Annotated in this window: 21 protein-coding genes and 1 tRNA gene; 8 read left to right on the top strand and 14 right to left on the bottom strand. The window is 41.6% G+C overall.

Annotation, left to right across the window (positions count from 1 at the left end; all coding sequences use genetic code 11):
- The first annotated feature begins 77 nt into the window (after nucleotides 1–77).
- Nucleotides 78–368 (top strand): hypothetical protein, encoded by a 291-nt coding sequence (locus tag BM375_RS14910; RefSeq protein WP_093367215.1) that lies wholly within the window; start codon nucleotides 78–80, stop codon nucleotides 366–368.
- Here the strand turns inward: BM375_RS14910 and BM375_RS14905 are convergent.
- Nucleotides 365–4,768, bottom strand: a complete 4,404-nt coding sequence (locus tag BM375_RS14905; RefSeq protein ID WP_449618946.1) for a translocation/assembly module TamB domain-containing protein — start codon at nucleotides 4,766–4,768, stop codon at nucleotides 365–367. The two genes, BM375_RS14910 and BM375_RS14905, sit on opposite strands and share 4 nt — an antisense overlap.
- Nucleotides 4,769–4,807: 39 nt before the next feature.
- Between BM375_RS14905 and tsaD the strand changes: the two genes are divergently transcribed.
- The 3 genes from tsaD to BM375_RS14890 all read left to right on the top strand — a co-directional run bounded on the left by tsaD (nucleotide 4,808) and on the right by BM375_RS14890 (nucleotide 7,656).
- Entirely contained in the window at nucleotides 4,808–5,809 is a 1,002-nt protein-coding gene (tsaD, locus tag BM375_RS14900; RefSeq protein ID WP_093367212.1) for a tRNA (adenosine(37)-N6)-threonylcarbamoyltransferase complex transferase subunit TsaD, read from the top strand.
- Nucleotides 5,810–5,921: 112 nt separating this feature from the next.
- Nucleotides 5,922–6,797 carry an energy transducer TonB gene (locus tag BM375_RS14895; protein ID WP_093367211.1) on the top strand — a complete coding sequence of 292 codons (876 nt, stop codon included), beginning with the start codon at nucleotides 5,922–5,924 and terminating at the stop codon, nucleotides 6,795–6,797.
- A 106-nt stretch (nucleotides 6,798–6,903) separates the two neighbouring features.
- Entirely contained in the window at nucleotides 6,904–7,656 is a 753-nt protein-coding gene (locus BM375_RS14890) for a copper homeostasis protein CutC (protein ID WP_093367209.1), read from the top strand.
- 56 nt (nucleotides 7,657–7,712) lie between these two features.
- Here the strand turns inward: BM375_RS14890 and BM375_RS14885 are convergent, their stop codons facing one another.
- Together BM375_RS14885 and BM375_RS14880 are read right to left on the bottom strand one after the other, a co-directional pair.
- Nucleotides 7,713–7,892, bottom strand: a complete 180-nt coding sequence (locus BM375_RS14885; protein WP_093367208.1) for a spore protein — start codon at nucleotides 7,890–7,892, stop codon at nucleotides 7,713–7,715.
- Between the two features lie 31 nt (nucleotides 7,893–7,923).
- Nucleotides 7,924–7,994, bottom strand: a tRNA-Cys gene (locus BM375_RS14880).
- Between the two features lie 195 nt (nucleotides 7,995–8,189).
- On the opposite strand from BM375_RS14880, the gene BM375_RS14875 reads away from it, so the two are divergent.
- A complete protein-coding gene (locus BM375_RS14875; protein ID WP_093367206.1) occupies nucleotides 8,190–8,834 on the top strand; it encodes a porin family protein in 645 nt (214 codons plus the stop codon).
- A 66-nt stretch (nucleotides 8,835–8,900) separates the two neighbouring features.
- Here BM375_RS14875 and rpsJ read toward each other — a convergent pair whose 3' ends face one another.
- The 9 genes from rpsJ to BM375_RS14830 all read right to left on the bottom strand — a co-directional run bounded on the left by rpsJ (nucleotide 8,901) and on the right by BM375_RS14830 (nucleotide 17,908).
- Nucleotides 8,901–9,206: a 30S ribosomal protein S10 gene (gene rpsJ, locus BM375_RS14870; protein WP_002993539.1), complete on the bottom strand. Its 306-nt coding sequence runs from the start codon at nucleotides 9,204–9,206 to the stop codon at nucleotides 8,901–8,903.
- A gap of 182 nt (nucleotides 9,207–9,388) precedes the next feature.
- A complete protein-coding gene (fusA, locus tag BM375_RS14865; protein ID WP_093367205.1) occupies nucleotides 9,389–11,512 on the bottom strand; it encodes an elongation factor G in 2,124 nt (707 codons plus the stop codon).
- 109 nt (nucleotides 11,513–11,621) lie between these two features.
- Complete coding sequence (gene rpsG / locus BM375_RS14860; protein WP_093367203.1) at nucleotides 11,622–12,089, bottom strand: 30S ribosomal protein S7; 468 nt, start codon at nucleotides 12,087–12,089, stop codon at nucleotides 11,622–11,624.
- A gap of 19 nt (nucleotides 12,090–12,108) precedes the next feature.
- Nucleotides 12,109–12,516, bottom strand: coding sequence for a 30S ribosomal protein S12 (gene rpsL, locus BM375_RS14855; RefSeq protein ID WP_093367202.1), 408 nt, complete (start codon nucleotides 12,514–12,516; stop codon nucleotides 12,109–12,111).
- Nucleotides 12,517–12,629: 113 nt separating this feature from the next.
- The gene (locus tag BM375_RS14850) at nucleotides 12,630–13,973 is read right to left on the bottom strand and encodes a mechanosensitive ion channel family protein (RefSeq protein ID WP_093367200.1); all 1,344 of its coding nucleotides are present in this window, start codon (nucleotides 13,971–13,973) and stop codon (nucleotides 12,630–12,632) included.
- Nucleotides 13,974–14,034: 61 nt separating this feature from the next.
- The gene (locus BM375_RS14845) at nucleotides 14,035–15,396 is read right to left on the bottom strand and encodes a nucleoside permease (RefSeq protein WP_093367199.1); all 1,362 of its coding nucleotides are present in this window, start codon (nucleotides 15,394–15,396) and stop codon (nucleotides 14,035–14,037) included.
- A gap of 24 nt (nucleotides 15,397–15,420) precedes the next feature.
- Entirely contained in the window at nucleotides 15,421–16,047 is a 627-nt protein-coding gene (locus BM375_RS14840) for a bifunctional nuclease family protein (RefSeq protein WP_093367257.1), read from the bottom strand.
- Between the two features lie 134 nt (nucleotides 16,048–16,181).
- Nucleotides 16,182–17,153, bottom strand: a complete 972-nt coding sequence (locus BM375_RS14835) for an electron transfer flavoprotein subunit alpha/FixB family protein (protein ID WP_093367197.1) — start codon at nucleotides 17,151–17,153, stop codon at nucleotides 16,182–16,184.
- Nucleotides 17,154–17,170: 17 nt separating this feature from the next.
- A complete protein-coding gene (locus tag BM375_RS14830) occupies nucleotides 17,171–17,908 on the bottom strand; it encodes an electron transfer flavoprotein subunit beta/FixA family protein (protein ID WP_093367255.1) in 738 nt (245 codons plus the stop codon).
- A 506-nt stretch (nucleotides 17,909–18,414) separates the two neighbouring features.
- On the opposite strand from BM375_RS14830, the gene BM375_RS14825 reads away from it, so the two are divergent.
- Both BM375_RS14825 and BM375_RS14820 read left to right on the top strand, forming a co-directional pair.
- Entirely contained in the window at nucleotides 18,415–18,750 is a 336-nt protein-coding gene (locus tag BM375_RS14825; protein WP_093367196.1) for a tetratricopeptide repeat protein, read from the top strand.
- A gap of 67 nt (nucleotides 18,751–18,817) precedes the next feature.
- Nucleotides 18,818–19,231, top strand: coding sequence for a copper resistance protein NlpE (locus BM375_RS14820; protein WP_093367194.1), 414 nt, complete (start codon nucleotides 18,818–18,820; stop codon nucleotides 19,229–19,231).
- Between the two features lie 47 nt (nucleotides 19,232–19,278).
- Here BM375_RS14820 and BM375_RS14815 read toward each other — a convergent pair whose 3' ends face one another.
- A complete protein-coding gene (locus BM375_RS14815) occupies nucleotides 19,279–21,960 on the bottom strand; it encodes a cation-translocating P-type ATPase (protein WP_093367193.1) in 2,682 nt (893 codons plus the stop codon).
- Nucleotides 21,961–22,103: 143 nt separating this feature from the next.
- Between BM375_RS14815 and BM375_RS14810 the strand changes: the two genes are divergently transcribed.
- Nucleotides 22,104–23,087: a calcium/sodium antiporter gene (locus BM375_RS14810; RefSeq protein WP_093367191.1), complete on the top strand. Its 984-nt coding sequence runs from the start codon at nucleotides 22,104–22,106 to the stop codon at nucleotides 23,085–23,087.
- Nucleotides 23,088–23,125: 38 nt separating this feature from the next.
- On the opposite strand, the gene BM375_RS14805 is transcribed toward BM375_RS14810, so the two are convergent.
- Nucleotides 23,126–24,259 carry a cysteine desulfurase family protein gene (locus BM375_RS14805; protein WP_093367190.1) on the bottom strand — a complete coding sequence of 378 codons (1,134 nt, stop codon included), beginning with the start codon at nucleotides 24,257–24,259 and terminating at the stop codon, nucleotides 23,126–23,128.
- Nucleotides 24,260–24,276: the final 17 nt, after the last annotated feature.

The raw sequence follows: 24,276 nt of genomic DNA, 5'->3' as shown, positions 1-24,276 counted from the left end.
AAGGTTTTTAAAAACCTTATAGGTTTAAGCTTAAAAAAGTAGATGATTAGCATTGAATAAAATCCTTATCTTTAAATATGACATTCGAAGAATTTAAAGAAACATTAGGGCAGCCCCAACCTCCGGAAGGGCTTTCCGTTCACCTAAAAGCATTATGGTATAATGCAAAAGGAGAGTGGAAACAGGCGCATGACCTCATTGACCATCTGGAAGATGCAACATCCGCACATGTGCATGCTTACTTGCATCGCGTAGAGGGTGATTTGTGGAATGCACGCTATTGGTATAACCGGGCGAAACAACCGGAATGCAAAAGTAGTCTGCAGGAAGAATGGGAATCCTTGCTACGGATGTTATTAAAGCATTAATTAGATGTCGAATCCTGAGCAGCAGCGGTAGTAGTTTTCTGTTCCTCGGGCTTGCGGCGCTCTTTCCATACCCACATCTTGCGCCAAAATTCTGATAGAGAATTGAATTCCTGTCGATACACCAAACCAACAGCGTTAATATAATCACTATTCGGTGTGAAAAGGAAATTCCGTGCGTTCAAGCGGTTGTACGCACGAAGCACCAGATTACCATCCTGACGCAATTTGAAAGTCATCTCCGCATCGGTAACAACCTTGTCTGTAAACAATGTTAGGTCATTTATTTGCCGGTTTCGGTTATCCGTTACACCGCCTGTAAACACCAGACGATCATTAAAGAAGCGCAGAGAAGCAGAAGCATCGTTGAAAGAGCGGATGTTTAGGTCGAAGAAGTTAACGTTCAACGACTGGGATATAATGCTGTTCAGTTGGTTGAAAGCTATTTCCGTTCCGGCAGAAAGCAATGTGTTGTTCACTTCCCGTCCAAATTCCTGTGTAGATGCAGGCGTAAAGCTCCTTCGTACGATAAGGCTAATTGCCTGTTGGTTGACATTATTGGCATCGCTGAAAAAAGCTTGCAGTTCATCTTTGATATACGGATTTTGTGGAAAGTTCAAGTCGAAGGAAACTTCGGGTTGGGAAAGCGTACCTCTCAGGTTCATATCTGCCTGTGCCAATATCCGTTCATGATTCTCAGCTCGACCCGCCGCATTGTAGAGTGGTGCAATGGAAGTCCGCTGCTGATACAATGCGCTAACATTAATTGTCGCCTCGGAAGGGTTTCCTGTCCAACGGATGGTTCCTCCTTCCCGAATATCAAAATATTTATTGAAAAAATCTTGCGCTGTAAAATGGAACTTCCCTGAGACAACGTTATAATCACCAAACATTTCAAAATCCCCTAAACTCGAAATCCGTAAGGAGATAGCGCCTGTCCCAGTAGCTTTCAGCGAGCCAATGTTGTTTTCAAGATTGATTTCGGCATCTGGCGTAACGGACAGATCCATGTTCATAGTCAACCCGCTGAACAGATTGCGCTGCTTAGCCTCTTCATTGGAAGATGAATCCTTGCTAACGAAATATATAAAATCGTTGTCGCTGATTTTGAGCGATGTGTTGAACGGGATAGTGATAACAGTGTTAGCATTGGACTGTGCACGAATATCCATATAGATGGAAGAAGTCGGGCCTTGGAACTTGAAAGAGCCTGAGGCAAATGCAGTCCCGAAAAACAGTTCATTATCCTTGCGTTGCGTATTCAACACATGAAAGTTGTCGGCCGTGACCATGATGTCCAGCGTCGGGTCGCTGAGCTTGTTCAGATCGAGATGACCCTGTGCTGTTGCAACAGCGTTTCTATTATCTTGAAATTTGAAATTTGCTAAATGAAACCGATTCTTATCAATTAAAATGGGCTGATTGTTGAGCTGATAAGCTGTTTGTAGGTAATTGACCTTAAAGTTAGCCTGTTTGACAGTTGCCGTTCCTGAAATGGTTGGATTTAGGATCGTACCGGTGATAAGGGCATCTCCACTGATTTTTCCATCCAAATCGGACACCAACGTTTTGAGAAAGGGTTGGATCAAGAACAGGTCGCTATCTTTTACCTTGCCTTGTAACTGCAAAGCATTAGTGGTCGATTTAACATCATACGTACCGGCCAATTCAAATCCATTGCCCTGTACATTCAAAAGTTGCGAATGCAGCTGCATGAGTCCACTGTTTGGTTCAAAATCCGCATCAATGGTCAGTGTTCCGATAGGAAGATGGTTGTAGATAATGGGTGAGGTCTGGATATGTGCGGACAGGCTTGGGGAATTAAATACAGAATGAATTTTCACATTTCCATTCATCTGTCCTTGTAGCTGTATTCCTAAAGGTCGGGTAATACCGGAAAAGGAAGCCAGACTGAAATCCTTGAACGCAACGGCAACACGGTCATTTTCATCGGACAAAATACCATCGATGTTGACCTGCTGATTATCACGCCTCAAAATTAGGTTATTCAAGTAAAACTTACCTTTGGAAACCCGTAAGTCAGCATCTTGGTTGACAGACCAATCTTCTTCGTTCAATACAATTTTTGACCTTTCAAAGCGAATATAAGCAGGCTGATTATAGGCAAAGTGTATATTGCCATGTAAATCAAAGAAATTGGAGCGCTGTTCTTCGGAAAGTACAATATTGAAATGTAGGCTATCATTTGACAGCTCATTCGTAATCCGGATATTGTCTATGTAAGCTGAGTCTGACAGACTAAAACGATCTGCATCTACTTGCAAAGCGAAGGCTCTGCCATCCGCACTTTCGGTAATATTTAGATTCTTCAGCTTCATCCCTTTATAGGAAACCATCGGGCTGAATGCCTTAAAATTTGCGGTGTAGTTATCTGTAGAAAACTGTGCGTCCAGACGAGCACCATCTTCTAATTTCAGATTTGGGTCGAAGAGAGCTGATACAGGTTCAAAAGCTTTAATATTGACTTTTAGGTCAAAATTCTGGGGATTGTATGGTTTTGCCTCAATGTTAATGGCAGGTGCATAACGCATGGCTAATGAGCGGAAGTACGGTGCAATGCTGTTCAGATCTATTTCACCGTTGAGTTCCAAGTCTGCCACATCGGACTTTAGAATCATTTGTTTTGATTTCTCGTCACCTGTTGAAGAGAAATCCAGGTAACTTATTGAAAACTCGCCTCGTGTCGAAGTAAATTCGATATGGTCGGATAAGACTTCTCCGTTTAAAGAATTGAGCGTGTTGCCGCTTAACACTGCTTGTAGGTCAGAATTTTTGATCAGGATACTATCTCTCTCAAAAAGGTGTGTGCGTTTTAAATTGAGATGTTGCACCGCACTCTGAAAAGTATATATAGGAACGTCCTCAAATAGATTGACTTCACCTTTAAAATTTAAGCTGGCGTACGGATCTTGTACTTTTCCTTCGGCAGCTAAAATCTGGTTGATAAAGCTGCTGTTAAAATTTATATGATCATACGTATGGCCCTTAATGAAGATTTGTTGAAGCGCTCCATCTGCGGTGAGATGCAGATTCTCCTTTTTAGTTCCCTCACCGTCAAATTCTACGGTAAAACCACTTGTGCCAAGGATATTGGCCTGTATGAGGTTTCCGAGGTTAAACCCTTCACTTTGAATATGCCCAGTATATTGAAGGATTGGACGAAGGTTAATAGCTGTTTGTGTGCGAATGATGCCTAAGTCCGTTTTGGCAGTTCCATTGATTTTGAAGTCATGATAAAGCCCGGAGAGTTTACCTTGGTAAGTAAGCTGTCCAAATCGATGTGTCATTTCCGGCAGATCGAAGGATTGCATATTTGCTAATGGAGGGACCAATCTTTCCAGATCTTGTGCAGAGGAAGTCAACTCCTCTAATTCCATCTCGAATTGGGTGCGTTCAATTATAGGAAGTCCATCAATAGTAAAATTGCCGCTCAGCTTGGTTTGCTTTCCTGTTCGTAGCTGTACGTCTTGTGCCTTGATATGTTCAACTGTTCCAGAGACCGTAGCTTGATCGATGTTCGTTGTGAACTGTACCTGTTGCATAGATGGAGCGAAATATTCGATATCCTTGGAGTCTACGTAACTATTGATCAATGTGCCCTGAATATGCACTTTTTTTATAAAGTCTGAAAAATCGGCAAAAGACTGATATTCAAATAGGAGATAATCCTGTAGATTGGATTGATTGGTCTTGAGCTTTAATCGGTCGAATTCCATTTTAGTATTGGAAACATAAGATAGAGCCGATAACTCTTGTAGGAAAAAACCTGATTTTTCTTTCAATGTCAACTCTTCTACTTTCGCGGAAACATGTTCCTTATCATAGTGAATATCCGAAAGTGAACCGCTCAGTTCGGATATTTCTAGATCCCCGAAATCAATACCTTGATGATGATGTTTGACTGTGTGGTTAACTACCTTGACCGTGTTGTTAAACAGTTCGACCTGCTGTAGATCCAAGTTCATGGAAGAGGATGGGGCATCATCATCGGTTTTTGGTGAACTGAAATAATCAATCAAAAAACTAAAGTTGTTGCTGTCTTTGTAGATGTGATAATCTACATAAGCTTCTTCCAGCCGAAGTCGCCTGATGACTATTTCTTGTTGGAAAAGTTTGACCAAAGATAGTCGTGCTTCGGCATTTTTGACAGATAGAATTCGGTTTCCTGTTCGGTCTTCTATCAAAATGTTATGTATCTCCAAAGAAGAAAATGGTTTGAAATAGACCTTTTCAACTTCGATTTTTGTCTGTAATTCTTGGCTAAGATAGCTGGCAACTTTTTTGCTGACATAGGTCTGGACAGTAGGATAGCGTAGAGCAAAAATAGCAGCTGCGGTCAGCAGGAGAATGCCGAGCAGGGTATAAAGCGTTATTTTTAGTATTTTTTTGATATTTTTGTGCTCTATTTAAAATCTATCACCATGGCAGTTATCCTCGGTATTGAATCATCCTGTGACGAAACTTCAGCATCTATCTGTATAGACGGCGAAATCAAGTCAAATATTATAGCGGGACAGGCCGTTCACGCAAAATATGGCGGCGTTGTACCCGAGTTGGCCTCCCGTGCCCATCAGCAAAATGTTATTCCTACAGTGGATCAAGCCATCCAAGAAGCAAAAATAAGCAAAAAAGAAATAGATGCAGTAGCTTTTACACGAGGTCCAGGTCTTTTAGGCTCACTTTTGGTCGGAACTTCCTTCGCCAAATCCTTTGCTTTGGCTCGTCAACTCCCATTGATTGAAGTAAACCATATGCAGGCACATATTCTAGCGCATTTTATTGAAAGTCCAAAACCTGCATTTCCATTCTTATGCCTGACTGTATCCGGAGGCCATACGCAGATTGTATTGGTCAAGGATTATTTCGAGATGGAACTGCTAGGACAGACTTTGGATGATGCCGCAGGTGAAGCATTTGATAAGACAGCAAAGATATTGAATCTGCCTTATCCAGGCGGGCCATTGATAGATAAGTATGCCCAGGAAGGCAACCCTGAAGCTTTTAGGTTGCCCGAACCACAGATTCCTGGATTGAATTTTAGTTTCTCAGGATTAAAAACTGCTATTCTGTATATGGTACAGGGAAAAGAAGCTGAAAATCCGAACTTCTTACAGGAAAATATGGCTGATGTCTGTGCGTCTGTGCAAAGCCGGATTGTGTCAATTTTACTTAATAAAGTGAAGAAGGCTGTTAAGCAGTCTGGCGTGAAGGATGTAGCCATTGCTGGCGGAGTATCCGCTAATTCCGGTTTGCGTCAAGGATTGTTGGAGTTAGGTGAAAAGCATAACTGGAATGTGTTTATTCCCAAATTTGAATATTGTACGGATAATGCTGCGATGATAGCTATCGCTGGCTACCATAAGTATCTAAAAGGTGAGTTTGTAGCGCAAGATATTGCTCCTTTAGCTCGGATGCACGTATAATGCTAGAACAGATCCTTTAAACGGGCCACCGATTCCTGGCCACTATATTTATGGAATTTCTTTTCGTTTCACATCATACATTAAAAAGTGATAACCCCCAAATTTTAATGTTATGTGGAACAAACTCGATATTTATGAAAAAGAATGGCTGAATGTCATCTTTGCAACTCGTAACCAAGCTTACGGTGCGTATGAACTGCGTAGGTTGTCAACACAAGCAACCAACAAGGCGCTATTGTTGGTTATGCTTGCTGTGGTTTTACTCGTTGGAGCGAAGCTCACTTACGATAAGATGCCTACCGTGGAAAAGAATACGACAACGGTATCCTTATCCGACCCTATTACGATAGATGAATTGGTCGAAAAAGTACCCGAGAAAGAAGAAGAGCCATTGCCTGCGGAACAAGCCCCTGTTCAGAAGATTGCCCAAGACCTTCCGTCCATTGATTTGATTCGCCATGTAGAACCAAAAGTGGTGGATGCCCATCGTGTTGCCGAAGATGTCGCAAGCCAAGATGATCTGAAAGATAAAATGTCTGCCAGACTAACGCTTCGTAAGGTCGGTGGAGGTTCTTCTGTTGTGAAAGGTGAGTTTGGTCCAGCGAAGCAGGACGGAGCTATTACAGGACGTTTAAATGACGTAGAGGGGCAGGGCGCGACAGTTGGTGAACTCTTTACAGCCGTGGAAGTGATGCCAAAGCCCAAAGATGGAATGGCTGAATTTGTGAAATGGGTGGCCAAGAATTATAATTATCCGGCATCAGCCTTGGAACAAGGTGTCAAAGGAACAGTACAAGTTTCTTTCGTAGTGGAACCGGACGGAAGTCTGTCAAGTTTTAAAGTGCTTCGGGATATTGGCTTTGGTACAGGAGAAGAAGCCATTCGCCTGTTGAAAAAAGCACCGAGTTGGCATGCAGGAATACAAAATGGACGACCTGTGCGAGTCAGTTATACTTTACCTTTGGCGCTGAATACCATCAATCAATAAGAGGCTTGTCATTTTTAAGAATTTAGACTTCCGAAGTTTCTAAAACTTCGGAAGTCTTTATGTTATAAAGCTGTATAAACTCATAAAAATTTCACAAATTTGAAGTATGGGATTAAACGAAAAAGAAATAAACGGATATAAACTGGAGATTTGCTCCAATTCGTCCTATTCAGCTTTGCAGGCGCAATTGGGTGGAGCGAGTAGAGTAGAGCTTTGTCAGAACCTAGAAAATGGAGGTACAACACCTTCGTTTGGACAGATTAAGCGTACGCGCGAATTGCTTTCTATTGGTATACATGTGTTAATTCGTCCACGAGGTGGTGATTTCGTCTATAATGAAGAAGAATTCGAAGAGATGAAGAGAGATATTCTGTTTTGTAAGGAGGTCGGTTGTGATGGCGTTGTTATAGGTGTGTTAAAGCCAGATGGTTCTGTAGACAAAGAACGCTGTAAACAGTTGCAGGAGCTGGCGGAACCTATGACTGTAGTCTTCCACCGTGCTTTTGATCGATGTAAAGATCCGAAACAGGCTTTGGAAGATGTTATTGAACTGGGGTTTGATCGTGTATTGACGTCTGGACTTCGGAATACAGCAGTTGAGGGTAAGGACTTATTGAAAGCACTAGTTCTCCAGGCAAGCGGTCGTATCGAGATAATGCCTGGAGCAGGAGTGAATGAAGAGAATATTATTGACCTATTAAATCATACCGGAGCAAAATCAATACATAGCTCGGCAAAGATTACCGTTAGGAGTCAAATGAGATATGAGTCAGATGATTTGCAAGGTATGAACGAGCCTACTATGCAGACCTGCAAAGATAGGGTGGCTGAGTTGGTTGAGAAAATACAAAATTTATAATAGCAAAGAAAGGCTATCTCATTCGAGATAGCCTTTCCTTTTATGATTGTTCAGACTTATTTAGCTTCAGCAGCTAATTTGTCTAAAATTTCATTGTTCTTAGTGATTTGACTGTTTTTAGGCATTCTGCTTTTTGAACCTAATTCAAGGTTACGGCCTAACTTCAAAAACTGAACCTCAACGCGTGAAGTAGTTTTATTTCTTCTATCTTTTCTTTTTAAACGTGTAACTCCCATTTGTTTAATACTTTTTATTGTCAATAAAACGAGGTCGGAAGCGGATTCGAACCGCTGTAGGAGGTTTTGCAGACCTCTGCCTAGCCACTCGGCCATCCGACCCTTTCCCATTTGAGGGAATGCAAAAATAAAATTTACTTTTGATATTTACAATAAAATTAAAAAGTAAAAATTAAAAAACAGAAAGCATAAAAATAAGTTGCTGATATATAGTTGTATATGCTGTGTGAAGCTTTGAATTTAATTTTTGGTCTGGATATTGTAAGTGTACCGGTGTAAAACAAAATTGAATTAGATATGAAAAAGATTTTACTTTCATTAGGAGCAGCATTGTTATTAGCTGCAGGAGCACAAGCACAAACGTCTTGGGGATTGAAAGCGGGAGTTAACTTAGGTAAATACAGTAATCCTTCCGATCTTGCTAAAGATTACCAGAAAATGAATCCATCATTCTATATTACTGGATTTGCTGATCTACCCGTAGCGAATAACTTTTCCATCCAACCGGGAGTTTCCTTACAAGGTAAAGGTAATAAGTTGAGTTATGATGGAAATAATTTGGATGGTACCAGCACAACAAATGTAATGGCGTTGGAGATTCCTGTTAATGCGGTTTATTATATTCCAACTGGGTACAGTGGATCAGTATTTTTAGGTGCAGGTCCGTATGTCGGTTATTCACTTAGTGGGAAAACTAAAACAAAAGGTAATTTAGGTGATCTTGGTACAGAAGGTGAGTATGATATTGACTTTACTGGTGATGATAAACACCAAAAACCATTAGACTTTGGTTTGAATTTTATGGCAGGTTATAAGCTTTCCAACGGATTCCTTATCAATGCAGGATATGGACTTGGTTTAACTAATCTATCGCCAAGTGATAATAGCAATAGTAACTATTCAAACCGTGTATTGTCTTTTGGGGTTGGTTTCCAATTCTAAGCAATAATACGATCAAAAAAATAGGCTGACCATTTGGTCAGCCTATTTTTTTTGAATTGAAATCTATCACACTTTAATTTCTACTTCAACGCCTGAAGGCAATTCAAGTTTCATCAATGCATCAACAGTTTTAGAGTTTGATGAATAGATATCCAACAATCTTTTGTAAGCACACAATTGAAATTGCTCACGTGCTTTTTTGTTAACGTGTGGAGAACGCAAAACCGTATAGATTTTTTTCTCAGTAGGCAATGGAATAGGACCACTAACAACTGCACCTGTAGGTTTTACCGTTTTTACGATTTTCTCAGCAGATTTGTCTACTAAATTGTAATCGTAAGATTTCAATTTGATTCTGATTCTTTGGCTCATTTTTATTTGTTTAAGTATGACCATTGATTAGAGCTATTCGCAACCAACGGTCGGTTTGTTTTTTTAGTATTGAGATCCCGAAAACGGGACAAGTTATGAGTATTGCGTAGTGAGATAAGCGTGAATAGTGACATCATAGGTCTCAATACGCTGTACTCTATACCCAATACTCATTTATTCAATTAATCTTCGATAGCTTTGATCTTACCTTTAGATTTTGCTACTACTTCATCAGCTACGTTACGAGGAGCTTCAGCATAGTGGTCAAACTCCATAGTAGAAGTTGCACGTCCTGAAGTAATCGTACGCAATTGAGTCACGTAACCGAACATCTCAGAAAGAGGAACGATAGCTTTGATTACTTGCGCACCATTACGTGTGTCCAAACCTTGCATTTGACCACGACGACGGTTCAAGTCACCCATAACATCACCCATGTTTTCTTCTGGTGTCAATACCTCCACTTTCATGATAGGCTCCATCAACACAGGAGAACATTTAGGCAATGCATTACGGTAAGCCATTTTAGCTGCCAATTCGAAAGACAGAGAGTCTGAATCGACTGCGTGGAATGAACCATCAATCAAACGAACTTTCATACCTGATAGTGGGTAACCAGCCAATACACCATTGTTCATGGAAACCTCAAATCCTTTCTGTACTGAAGGGATGTATTCTTTAGGAATAGCACCACCCACAATTTCATTTACGAATTGAAGCGGAGATTTGGTAGTATCAAAATCTTCATCAGCAGGAGATACCACAACTTTGATATCCGCGAATTTACCACGACCACCTGATTGTTTTTTGTAAACCTCACGGTGCTCAGTAGTACCGTTGATAGACTCTTTGTATGCTACCTGAGGAGCACCTTGGTTAACCTCAACCTTGAATTCACGTTTTAGACGGTCGATCAAGATATCTAAGTGAAGCTCACCCATACCTGAGATTACAGTCTGACCAGTATCTTCGTCTGTTTTAACAACAAATGTAGGGTCTTCCTCAGCCAATTTGCTTAGACCCATGCCCAATTTATCAACGTCAGCTTGTGTTTTAGGCTCAATCGCCAAACCGATAACCGGCTCAGGGAATACCATAGATTCCAAAACGATAGGATGTTTTTCATCACAAAGGGTATCACCAGTTTTGATGTCTTTGAAACCAACAACCGCACCGATATCACCAGCACCAATACGCTCGATAGGATTTTGCTTGTTAGCATGCATCTGGAAGATACGAGAGATACGCTCTTTGTTTCCTGAACGTGTGTTCAATACATAAGAACCAGCCTCTAATACACCTGAATAAGCACGAACGAAACACAAACGACCTACAAACGGGTCAGTTGCAATTTTGAAACCTAACGCTGCGAAAGGCTCAGCTTCAGATGGTTTACGCTCGATTTCTTCGCCTGTGTTCGGGTTTGTACCTTTAACCGCTTCAATATCCAATGGTGAAGGCAATAATTCCATTACCAGGTCAAGCATGGTCTGTACACCTTTGTTTTTGAAAGATGAACCACATACCATAGGAACGATAGCGTTATCCAATACAGCTGCACGTAAAGCATCAAGGATTTCACGTTCAGTTAAAGAATCCGGATCTTCGAAGAATTTCTCCATCAAAGACTCATCATAAGATGCCACTGCTTCCAATAATTTCTCACGATATTCAGCTACCTCGTCCAACATGTCTGCTGGAATTGGAACTTCTGTAAAGGTCATCCCTTTATCAGCTTCATTCCAAACCATACCACGGTTGTTGATCAAGTCAACTACACCTTCAAAACCATCTTCAGCACCGATAGGTAATTGCAATGCTACAGCGTTAGAGCCTAACATTGATTTTACCTGCCCAACAACTTTTAGGAAGTCAGCACCTGAACGGTCCATTTTGTTGACGAAACCAATACGAGGGACTTTGTATCCGTCAGCTAAACGCCAGTTTGTTTCTGATTGAGGCTCAACACCATCAACCGCCGAGAACAAGAATACCAATCCGTCCAATACACGAAGGGAGCGGTTTACCTCTACGGTAAAATCCACGTGACCAGGAGTATCGATAACGTTTACTTGGTATTTGCTGCCACGGTAGTTCCAGAATACGGTTACAGCAGCAGAAGTAATCGTGATACCACGCTCTTGCTCCTGAGCCATCCAGTCTGTTGTAGCTGAACCTTCGTGCGTCTCTCCTAATTTGTGGTTTACGCCAGAGTAGAAAAGAATACGTTCTGTTGTTGTTGTTTTACCAGCATCGATGTGTGCAGCGATACCAATATTTCTAACTAATTTTAAATCTTTTGCCATTTTGTTTTTTGTATGAGATTACATGGATTTAAAAAAGGATTACACAGATGTATTGTTCAATACTTAATCTGTGTAATCCCTTATATCCGTGTAATCAATCTCATTGATATTAGAATCTGAAGTGTGAGAACGCTTTGTTAGCTTCCGCCATTTTGTGCGTATCTTCTTTCTTCTTAACAGCAGCACCTTCACCTTTGGAAGCTGAGATGATTTCTCCTGCTAATTTCTCGTGCATGGTTTTTTCACCACGTTTGCGAGAGTAAGAGATTAACCATTTCATACCTAAAGCGATTTTACGCTCAGGACGCACCTCCATAGGTACTTGGAAGTTTGCTCCACCTACACGACGAGATTTAACCTCTACCGCAGGCATTACATTGTTCAAAGCTTTTTTCCAAGTCTCTAAACCGTTTTCCTGTGTTCTTTGCTCTACTAATTCTACTGCATTGTAAAAGATGGAATAAGCGATGGATTTTTTACCATCGTACATCATGTTATTTACAAAACGTGTTACCTGAACGTCGTTAAACTTTGGATCAGGTAAAATGATTCTCTTTTTTGGTTTTGACTTTCTCATTTTCTTTTCCTCCGTTTAATTATTTTTTACCTTTTGCTGGAGCTGCAGCTTGTCCTGGTTTAGGACGCTTAGTTCCATATTTAGAACGACGTTGGTTACGGCCGGCAACACCGGAAGTATCCAATGCACCACGAATGATGTGGTAACGAACACCTGGTAAGTCTTTTACACGACCACCACGGATTAACACGATAGAGTGCTCTTGCAAGTTGTGACCTTCACCAGGGATGTAGGCATTCACCTCTTTACCGTTTGTTAAACGTACACGAGCTACTTTACGCATTGCTGAGTTTGGTTTTTTAGGGGTAGTAGTGTATACACGTGTACACACACCTCTTCGCTGTGGACATGAGTCCAACGCTGGAGACTTACTCTTTTCCTCCAGAGCTACTCTACCTTTTCTAACTAATTGTTGAATAGTAGGCATTTACCTGTTTTTGTTTTTAATTTGTGTAAAATTAATTTTTAAGTCCGCAAAGATATAAAGAAGTTTTCGGATTGTAAAGACTTGTGTCAATTTGTTTTACAAAAGTTTACAATTTACTTTACTTGTTCACTTTTTAATGATTTCGAAATCTCCGTCAATATAGGCTTTAATGCGTCGCGCAGATCATCCGAAGCCGGCAATTCAAATACTTCCAAATCGAAATATTTGATTGCGGCAAAGAGGTGGTCAAAGATGTCTGACATGGTGTCCTCGAAAAATGCCCAAGCCGTGCCGTTGGTGAACATATATAATTCTAAAGGAAGTCCATGTTCGGTTGGTGAGAGTTGGCGTACCATCAGTGTCATGTTCTTATGGATGTCTGGATGGTGTTTAGCGTACGCAACGATATACGCACGAAACAAACCTACGTTAGTCATGTTTCGTCCATTGACGAGTGTGCTTCTGTCGGCCTTGTTTAGCGCATTGTATTCTTCTATCTCCTCTTGACGTTTATCAATATAAGGCGCAAGCAATTGAATTTTCTTTAATTCCGCGATTTCTTCGTTACTAAGGTATCGAATAGAGGAAATCTTGATATTGATGGAACGCTTGATACGACGGCCCCCAGAATCTTGCATGCCGCGATAGTTTTTGAATGAATCACTCAACAAGGTGTAGGTTGGGATAGTCACAACTGTCTTGTCAAAATTTTGTACCTTCACATTGTTCAAGTTGATCTGTAGCACATCGCCATCGACTCCATACTTGGGCATTTCAATCCAATCACCGACACGTACAGAGTCATTTGCCGAAACCTGAATGCTCGCTACAAACCCCAATATCGTATCCTTGAAGACTAACATCAAGATAGCGGAAGCGGCACCTAACGACACCAAGAACGACCAGGGAGAATTTCCGGTTAATATCGAAAATATAAGCGTGCCGATAATGAAGAACAAGAAAATCTGTATGACTTGCAGGTAACTATCTAGAGGTTTGTCAATAAAGGCTTTGGTATTACGCAGAATGTCCCTTACCGTTTTTAGTAATGCGTTGATAAGCTTGTACACAGCAAAAATGACCAGAATGTCCAAAAATTTTCCCAGACCGTTCATCAGGCTTGGGAAACCAATAAAAATGGGCGGTAACATTTGTTGTGCCAGGATGGTCATGATTAGAAGACTTAAACAGTCCAGCCCCTTATTTTCTAGGAGATAATCATCCCATTTGCTCTTCGTGCGTTTAATGATCCGTATAAAAGTGGATTTGAAGATGCTCAGAACGATATAGTTAATAATGAAAAGAACTGTAAATGCAGCGATTAATAAGCAAACAGAGGTCAGGATATGTGTGATTCGGTCGGAAAGACCGACGGCCTCTATATGTTCAAATGTCCAGTTGTAAATTAAGCTTGAAGTTTCTTTAGATGAGATGTTAATGATGTTTGTTTTTTCCATATTAACAGACAAAGATACAAAAAATGAAAAAGACAGCCAAAAGCTGTCTTTTTACAAAGTCTTATGAAACTGTTTTTTCGTGCTTATGTCGGAAAAGTACAGCAAATAAAATAGCAATGACTAAAGTATAAGCTGCAAAGGCTAACCAGATATGATGCCAATCTTTGAGGAGGATTTCAGCACTTAATAACCCATCCGGTAGTATACTTGACCCACGCTCGTGAATGAATTTTCCTAATAACTCATTCGTTGTGTCTGTTTGTAGATAGTTAGCAAGTCCATTGGCATCCGTGAATCTGAGAGTAAAGTAATAATCGATTACCCAACCAGATACCAAGCTCCCTAGTACAGCGCCAAATCCATTGGTCATCATCATGAATAATCCCTGTGCGGAGCTTCGTATCTGAGGACTGGTGGAACTTTCAACAAACAATGAACCCGAGATGTTGAAAAAATCGAAAGCCATCCCATACACAATACAGGAAAGAACAATCATCCAGAGACCGGAATCTGGATCGCCATAGGCGAACAACCCAAAACGTAGCACCCATGCAAACATTGCGATTAACATCACGTTTTTGATGCCAAATCGCTTCAGAAAAAATGGTATTGCTAAAATGAATAGTGTCTCAGAAATCTGTGATATCGACATGATAATGGTCGAATACTTGATAACGATGAGATTGACATATTTGGGATAGAATTTGAATTCGTCCAAGAATACATCGCCGTAAGCATTGGTTAATTGCAAAGCTGCCCCCAAGAACATGGAAAAGATGAAAAACGATGCCATCTTATAGTTGGTAAATAACTTAAAAGCTTCCAGCCCAAAGGATTGTACTAGTGTTTTCTTTTCGCCACCTATGTTTTTAGGGGGACATTTAGGTAAAGTTAAGGAGAAAAGACTGAGTGCTAAAGCTGCAGCCCCTGCGATATGAAACTGGTGTGCTGTAGCCTTGTTGCCGGATAAATTAACTAACCACATAGCAGCAATGAAACCGATGGTTCCCCATACCCGGATGGGGGGGAAAGCCTTTACCAAATCATATTTTCCTTCGGTTAGAGCCGTATAGGAAATTGAGTTGGAGAGAGCTAGAGTCGGCATGTAGAAACACATAGCTAACAGCATGACGTAGAAAAACTGCTGTGGGTCGTTAACCTGTGGTAGATAAAATAAAGTACCGGCATAGAGCAAGTGTAGTATGCCATAAAGCTTCTCGGCATTTACCCATCTGTCGGCAATAATACCCATCAGCGTGGGCATGAAAAGAGCAGCGATACCCATGGTGGCAAAGATGGCTCCAAATTGAGTGCCATCCCATTGTTTGGTGCCAAACCAATAGTTGGCGATCGTAATTAACCAGGCTCCCCATACGAAAAACTGGAAGAAGCTCATGACGGTTAATCGCAATTTTATAGACATATATTAAATGCTTAAATAGTAAGATTAAGATTTTCTGCGCTCTATTTCGTCCCTGATTTTGGCTGCAGTTTCATATTGTTCGGCCTCTATGGCTTTTTTAAGATTAGTTTCTAATTGCTCATCCGAGAAGTTAGAATAGGGCGACTGTGGCTTATCCTTTTTTGGAACTACAGGTTCTTTATGAAGTGTGTTTTCCTTTGGTGGGATGTTGTCCATATTCTCTAAGAAGGCAAAATCATTGCTCTCTATGATAATACCGGCTGCATCCATAATGAAATCGTATGTATAGATGGGTGTGCCGAAGCGGACGGCCAAAGCTACGGCATCGGATGTTCTGGAATCTATCTCTATGTTTTTTTTGCCATCAGAGCAGAATATTTTAGCAAAGAAGATTCCATCTATCAGATTATAGATGAGTACCTCATCCAAACGAATATCAAAATGATCAGAAAATGTTTTAAAGAGATCGTGGGTCAAAGGCCTGCTGGGGTGCATGTTCTCTATTTGCACAGCGATCGCTTGCGCTTCGAACCCCCCGATGATGATGGGAAGCCGGCGGTTTCCACTCACTTCACCCAACACCAAAGCATAGGCTCCGGACTGTGTTTGACTATACGATAGCCCTACGATATCTAATTTGATTTTCTTCATCATTTATCCCCACGGTTCTACAAAGATGTAAATATTCGAAATAAAATAAAAATGGCCAGACGAAATTTTGCTCGTCTGGCCGCTTGTTTGTCTTTTTCTGTAGAGATGTAAGATCGTGTACCTCTACAGGAAAGCTATCCCTTCTTTAGTTTTAAAGCCTCGATAAGCCTTGGAACGACATCGAAAGCATCACCCACGATACCATAATCGGCCACCTTGAAAAATGGTGCTTCTGGATCTTTATTAATCACCACAATCGTTTTTGAAGAACTAACGCCTGCAAGGTGTTGGATAGCCCCTGAAATACCAATAGCTATATAAAGATTTGGGCTAACGGCTAAGCCTGTTTGCCCTACGTGCTCTGCGTGTGGGCGCCATCCGGCATCCGAAACTGGTTTCGAGCAAGCCGTAGCAGCACCCAATATTTCGGCAAGCTCTTCGATCATGCCCCAGTTTTCTGGGCCTTTCATGCCCCGGCCGGCAGACACTACGATGCTGGCTTCGGGTAGTGCTACTTTATCTGTCGCACGTACTATGTCTTTAATGATGATAGAGAAATCTTTATCCTGTACCGATGGTTGGAAGTCTTCCACGCTAATAGGCGTGTCGGCCTCTTTGGCTTCAAAAGTATTTGGGTTCAGCGTAATGACTTTCGTCGCTGCCGAGGTTTCTACCGTAGCGATCGCCTTGCTGGAAAAGACCGATTTCCTGAATTCCCAGGAGCTCCCGGAAATAGTAGGAAGTTCCAATGCCCCATCAATCAATGCAGCTTCCAGTTTGGCAGCCACGCGAGGAGCTAGGCCTTTTCCGCTGAACGAGTTGCTCAAGATAATGCTTGTTGCTCCGACTTGCCTTGCAACATCGGCGATAACAGCTGCATAAGCCTGATTCTGGAATTGGCTCAGCTTATCCGTATTTACACGAATAACTTTACCTACACCATATTTGCCTACTTTGTTCAGCTCTGTTTCATCAACTTGACCAATGCTAAGTGCCTGAACTTCCTGCTGTGTCAACTCACCAATGGCTTTGGCATAGGAAATGGCTTCAAAAGCTGATTTCTTAAATGCTCCTTCTATGTTTTCGATATATACTAAAATTGACATAAGATTCTTTTTAGGGATTAAATAACTTTGGCTTCACTATGCAACAGTTCGACTAATTGAGCAACATTGTCTGGCTCTATCAACTTTACAGCACCACGAGGTGCAGGCGATTCGTATTGCTTAATTGTCGAGAGGACAGGAACATCTATAGGAGAGATAACTTGGAGCGGTTTGCTTCTAGCTCCCATAATGCCTCGCATGTTTGGGATTTTAGGCTCAGCTACGCCCTCTGCAGCTCCTATGACGATAGGTAAGGATACGCTTAGTACTTCTTTGCCCCCTTCTATTTCACGGTCGATGGTGGCTTCAGTGCCGTTTATTTCAATTTTCTTTGCGATAGCTATTGATGGGATCCCTAGTAGTTCAGCTATATAACTGCCAACCTGCACTCCATTATAATCAATAGACTCACGGCCTGTCAAGATGAGGTCAAAGGACTGTTCTTTCGCGTAGTTCGCAATCTGGTTGGCAACAAACCAAGCATCACGTGGAACAGCGTCCACACGGACAGCCTCATACGCACCGATCGCCAATGCCTTACGGATCGTTGCATCGGAAGCAGCTTCCCCTACGTGAATAACGGTAACATTGCCCTGGCCGCCTTCTGCCAGTTCTACGGCTTTTGATAAGGCAATCTCATCGTAAGGATTGATGATAAACTGTATGCCAGCCGTGTTAAAAGCTGTGTTGTTGTCCGTGAAGGTTATTTTGGATGTGGTGTCTGGCACCTGACTGATACAAACTAATATTTTCATCATAATACATCGTTTTTATAAAGGTGATAAATGTGTATAGGGGTACTTGTGCTGTATGTTCCCTATACGTTTGTTATGTCTATCTGTCTCTCACAAACCTATTGTTTTTTTGAAGTAAATCCAAGCTATACGCAGCGATAATACGCTATGGAGCGTCAAGTAAATGTCATTTTCTATGCAAGCATAGTAATTTTTGTGTAGCAAATTAAAAATATGGTTGTCGATCAGGTAGCAAACTATACTCTCCCTCTCCTTTGCTGTGCCTCGGCTCTGACGAGGGAGAGGGCTGGGGAGAGGATAATGATGCAGGTACACTTACTCTTGACGCCAAAGCGAAAGCCTTCGGGATCTGGGCAACATAAAAAACTGTCTAATAGAATCCTCCGTTTTCTCTCAACACAAACCCATTAAAAAACAATTTATGATGCATTTACCCTGTACACGCCTATTCCCTCAAAATGATACTAATTTCTTAGTACTTTTGCAGTCAGCACAATTACAGAAGCATGAATAGAATTGAAGAACTGTTGCAATTTTTAAAAGATAGCCCAAACGATCCGTTTTTGAAATATGCATTGACTATGGAATACAGAAAAATGGGGGATACAGATAAAACAAGGGAAGGTTTTCTTGATTTGATAACGCAACATGAGGACTATGTAGGTACTTATTATCATTTTGCGAAATTTCTGGAAGGACAGAGGGAAACAGAGCAGGCTCTCCGGATTTATGAAAAAGGCATGGATGTAGCACAACGCATGAGAAACAGGCACGCTTATGGTGAATTGCAGTCTGCATATAAACAAGCTTTGGGTGAAGATGAGGATGATTGGGACGATTAATGCTAAGAAATGTTAACCAGCGATTTATGGTATTCTTTTTGCACAGGATAGCCATATTGAATATGTGATGCGATTAGTTGGATATTTTAGTGGAATTTTGGTAATGCTCGGGATAGTGTTGGGCTGTGTGAATACACGTCAAAATGCAAGTACGGACGGGAGTAAATTTGGAAAGATAACAGAAAACAAGCTGTTGGGTGTATATAAAGGGGACCTGCCTTGTGCAGATTGCGAAGCAATAGCCACAGTTCTGACCTTAGAACCCGATAATCAATATAAGCTTGAATATGTGTATGTTGGGAAAGATATAGATGCCTTCTCTAAGCAGGGGAAATGGTCTTTGGAAGAAGACGAACTAGGCTTGGAGGGGATAGACTATCGCTATAAAGTAGAACAGGGACAATTACGCCAGTTAGATTTATCCGGTAGCGAAATCAAAGGAAATCTAGCAGAACGTTATGTTCTGAAATTGCTGCAATAAAATTTGTTTGCGCTGCCTATTGAAAGAACAGCGCAAACAAAAAACAATTATTTACCACGCCTTATAACGAGTTTTATTATTTCATCTCCCAATAATAATGACAGGCTTAGGCTCATAACGAGTCCCCATTCTTTCACCCCCAGCGCTTGTAATTTGAAAGCCTCTGCCATGAACGGAATATAAAGAACCAAAAATTGTAATCCGAATCCTATAAGAACTGCTCCGAAAAGGTATACATTTGAAAAAAAGCCAATCTTAAATATAGATTTGTATTCATGTCGGAAACTGAATGAATAGAGTAGCTGACAGGCGATGATGGTCAAAAAAGCCAAAGTGCGTGCATATTCATGAACTTCTTCGGGAATAGTATTGGCAAAAGGACTATAGCCGTGTATATAATACCCTGCGGCAAATGCAACTATGGTCAATATACCAATGAAGGTGCCTGCAAGAATAACCCGCTTGCCTGCACCGTGAGAAAAGAAATTCTCGTTTGTTGTGCGTGGTTTTTCTTTCATCACATCCGGGTTTCCAGGATCCATTCCCAAAGCTACAGCAGGTAAGGTATCGGTCACTAGATTTATCCAGAGCAGCTGAGTTGCAATCAGTGGGACAGGTAAGCCAGCGATAATGGCGATTAACATAGTAATTACCTCGCCGACGTTACAAGCTAATAGAAAAATGACTGATTTTTTAATGTTGTTATAAATGTTTCTTCCTTGCTCGATGGCACTGATAATAGTTGAAAAATTATCATCTGCTAAAATCATATCTGATGCATTTTTGGCAACATCTGTACCTTCAATCCCCATTGCTACACCGATGTCAGCAGCATTGAGAGAGGGCGCATCGTTTACGCCGTCGCCGGTCATGGACACGATATTGCCTTTTGATTTGAAAGCTTTGACAATGTTGACTTTGTGCTCTGGAGAAACCCGCGCAAATACCTTGTACTCCTGAATGTGGGATTCTAGTTCTGCTTGTGTCATGTGGTTGATGGCTGCTCCGCTTGTCGCTTCGGACAAGTCAGATGCAATACCTAATTCCTTGGCAATGGCAAGTGCAGTATTCTTATGATCGCCAGTAATCATAACCGTAGTAATGCCAGCCTCTTTAGCGATTGAGATCGCATCTTTCACTTCCTCACGAGGTGGATCAATCATACCGACAACTCCAATCATTACCAAATCCTTTTCGAAGTGTTCAGCTGGTATCTGTTTATCCATCGGTTTGTAGGCTGCAGCCAACGTTCGCAAGGCTTTGTTTGACATGGTGTCTGCAGCGTCCGAAATCAGTTTCTTGTGGGTTTCGGTCATTGGAATGATTTCTCCATCCTCCAGAACATATTTGCACTTCAAAATCAAACGGTCAATAGCACCTTTGGTATAAACGACATATTGTCCATTCTGTTGATGAAAAGTGGACATCATTTTTCTGTCGGAATCAAATGCCCGTTCATCTATTCTCGGCGCTTCTGCAAGCAATGTTTTGCGGTCTATTTTTAAATCGTCGGCTAATTGCAGCAGGGCGATTTCAGTAGGGTCGCCTGTGCCTTCGTCATTCTCCAGCGTAGCATCTGAAGACAAGACCATCGCTTCAGATAACAATATTCCATCAACTGATAAGTCGGTAGATTCAGACACTTTTTTGTGCTTGTCCGTGAAGTTGAAAAACTCCTGCACAGTCATTTTGTTCTGTGTCAAAGTCCCTGTTTTATCGGAACACACGATATTGACCGAACCCAGTGTTTCGACAGCAGGAAGACGTTTGATAATGGCATTTTGCTTGGCCATTTTCGTGACACCGATGGAAAGGACGACCGCTACAATGGCAGCTAACCCTTCAGGAATAGCTGCAACGGCTAAGGAAACGGAAGTCAGGAACATCTCCGCCAAATCCCTGCCCTGAAAGAAGGAAATAACGAAGATCAGTACACAGATTGCCAACGCAGCTTTTCCCAGTGTCTTGCCCAATTGATTCAGCCTGATTTCTAAAGGTGTTTTTGTTTCATCGTCCTGACTGAGGATATTTGCAATTTTGCCGACCTCAGTTTGCAATCCCGTTCCGGTTACGACGCCTGTTCCGCGACCGTAGGTGACCAAGGTGGACATATACGCCAGGTTGGTACGGTCACCAAGCGGAATATATTCTTCGGTAAATGTGGCGTCGGCCTCTTTTGTCACAGCAACGGATTCGCCCGTAAGTGCGGATTCATCGATTTGTAGGTTGACGGCTTCAACAAGGCGAAGGTCGGCAGGGATGTAGCGTCCGGCATCCAGTACGACAATATCACCCGGAACAATATCTTCGGAGTTGACTTCCTTTACTTGACCATCCCGCCGGACCAAAGCTCTGGGAGAGGCCATTTTGCGTAATGCTTCTATAGCATTTCCTGCCCTGACTTCCTGCACTACGCCTAAGGTCGCATTGATAAGAATCACAGCTGTAATGATAATGCCGTCGATGTATTCACCCATGAACACCGTTATAATTACTGCAGCAAATAATACATAAATCAGTGCATCTTGCAACTGCGCAATAAATAGGCGGAATATGGATTTTCGGGTTTCACCTTTGAGCTGGTTTTTGCCATAAGTGGAGAGTCTCGATTGTACTTCAGTTTCCGATAGCCCTGAAGTGGGGTTGGTTTTTAAAGTTTGCGTAAGCTCGGATAGGGGAATTGTGTGATAAAGTGTTTCGTTTTGTTTAGCTTCTGTTGGTTTCGCCATCTGTGTCTGTTCTGTGTGTTTCGTTTGTTAAAGATAAGAAAAGGTTGGAGTAGAAAATGTGATTATGGTCATTTTGAAGGGTTTGTATGTGTTTTTTTGTTCCAAAATAAGATATTTGTAGTACAACCTGAGAGCATATTAATATGAGCATAAGTGCAGTTTTGACTTTTTTATTTGGATTGATCGTGATTACGGTTGGAGCAAATATTTTATTGAAAGGAGCTTCTAAAATAGCGATACTCCTCCGTATTAAACCAATTGTCATAGGTCTCACTGTTGTTTCTATAGGTACAAGTCTACCTGAATTAGCTGTCGGACTGACTGCTATAGGGGAAGGATCTGGGGATATTGCCGTTGGGAATATTGCGGGCACGAACTTGGTAAATATACTTTTTATTTTAGGGTTAAGTGCTGCTATACGCCCTTTAATACTCAATTTAAAAAGTATCAAGATTGAAATGTATACCATGATTCTTGCAGCGATTGTTCTGTTGTTGCTGTCTTTGGACGGCAGTTTGGGCTGGGGTGATGGAGCTTTGATGATAGGGCTTGGGATAATCTACCTTATACTTATCGTTAGGCATAGTAAACGTGAGCCTGCACATGTGCAACGTGAGTTTCAGGATGAATTTGAAACGGTGTCTGCAAAGGAAAAGAAAGATGTGCAGGTATGGACTTGGAATTTTATGCTTTTGTTCTGCGGTATCATCGCCACGATTTACGGGGCAGAGAAATTGGTAGAAGGCGCAACGGATATTGCGCGTTATTTTGGGATGAGTGATGCGCTTATTGGATTGACCATTATCGCCATAGGCACTTCTGCACCAGAATTGGCCACGACTATTGTATCTACAATTAAGAATGACCGCGATGTAGCTATAGGAAACTTATTAGGGAGTAGTATTATCAATATTTTTATCATCTTAGGCGTTACCGCTATATTTACTCCTAACGGTATCCACGTTTCAAAAGATATTCTATGGTTTGATTTGCCTTTGGCAGCTTTGGTTGCTATAGTGTGCTATCCTGTATTTAAATCCGACCAGATGGTTTCAAGAACCGAAGGGATTACTTTTGTAGGACTGTATGTGGCTTATTTGGTGTCACTGTGGGTTTTTAGGGTATAAAAAAGATGAGGCTTTTTAGTGCCTCATCTTTTTTATTTTTATACACCAACGCAAAGCTCTTTTACGGTTTTTACCGTGAAGTCGATTTCTTCTTTCGTGTTGTATTTGCTGAAAGAGAAGCGGACGGATGGACGAGTCGGGTTGCAGTCCAACGCTTTTAATACATGGCTTCCGATCTCTGAACCAGAGCTGCATGCACTGCCGCCCGACGCAGAAATACCAGCGATGTCTAAGCTGAATAAAAGCATGTCTGCAATATGTGTACAAGGTAAGGAAACATTTAATACCGTGTACAATGAATTGTCGGCATCTATATTGCCATTAAAGCAAACGTCTGGAATCGCTTTTGATAGTTCAACCTTCATATAATCTTTCAAACCTTGGATATGTTGCTGATGCTCTTCCATCTCTTGGTAGCACAGTTCCAATGCCTTCGCTAAGCCAACAATACCATAAACGTTTTCGGTTCCACCACGCATATTGCGTTCCTGTGCACCGCCATATAGCAATGGTTTTATCTTGTTGCGGCCATTGATATAAATGAAGCCCACACCTTTAGGGCCGTGAAATTTATGTGCTGCTCCGGTGATGAAGTCTACATGCAAGTCCGAAAGGTCATGTACATAATGTCCCATGGTCTGTACGGTGTCCGAATGAAATACAGCATTAAACTCTTTGCAAATCTCACCGACTTGTTTGATGTCTGTTAAGTTTCCAATCTCGTTGTTGGCATGCATTAAAGAGACAAGTGTTCTGGGATTATTTGCCAGAAGCTCACGAAGATGCGTCAGATCTATATTTCCCTGAGGATCAAGGTGTACGAAGTCTAATTGTATTCGACCAAGTTTCTCCTGCTCCTCAAGCGTATGTAAAACCGCATGGTGCTCCAAAGGTGATGAAATAGCATGGGTGATACCTAAGTCAACGATGGAACGTACAATAGCCATGTTGTCCGCTTCCGTTCCGCCGGAAGTGAAGAAAATCTCCGAAGGCGAAGCTTTGAGCAGAGTAGCTACTGTTTTGCGGGCTTTCTCTACAATCGTCTTTACCTGACGTCCGTGCGAATGTATGGATGAAGGATTTCCGAAACTTTCTTGCATGGTTTCGGTCATCACTTGTATAACCTCAGGATCTATAGGCGTTGTAGCGGCATTGTCTAAATATACTTGCATGGGCGCAAAATTAACTA

The organism is Sphingobacterium wenxiniae, assembly GCF_900116225.1.
Lineage (GTDB): Bacteria > Bacteroidota > Bacteroidia > Sphingobacteriales > Sphingobacteriaceae > Sphingobacterium > Sphingobacterium wenxiniae.
This window is presented reverse-complemented; position numbering and strand designations above follow the sequence as displayed.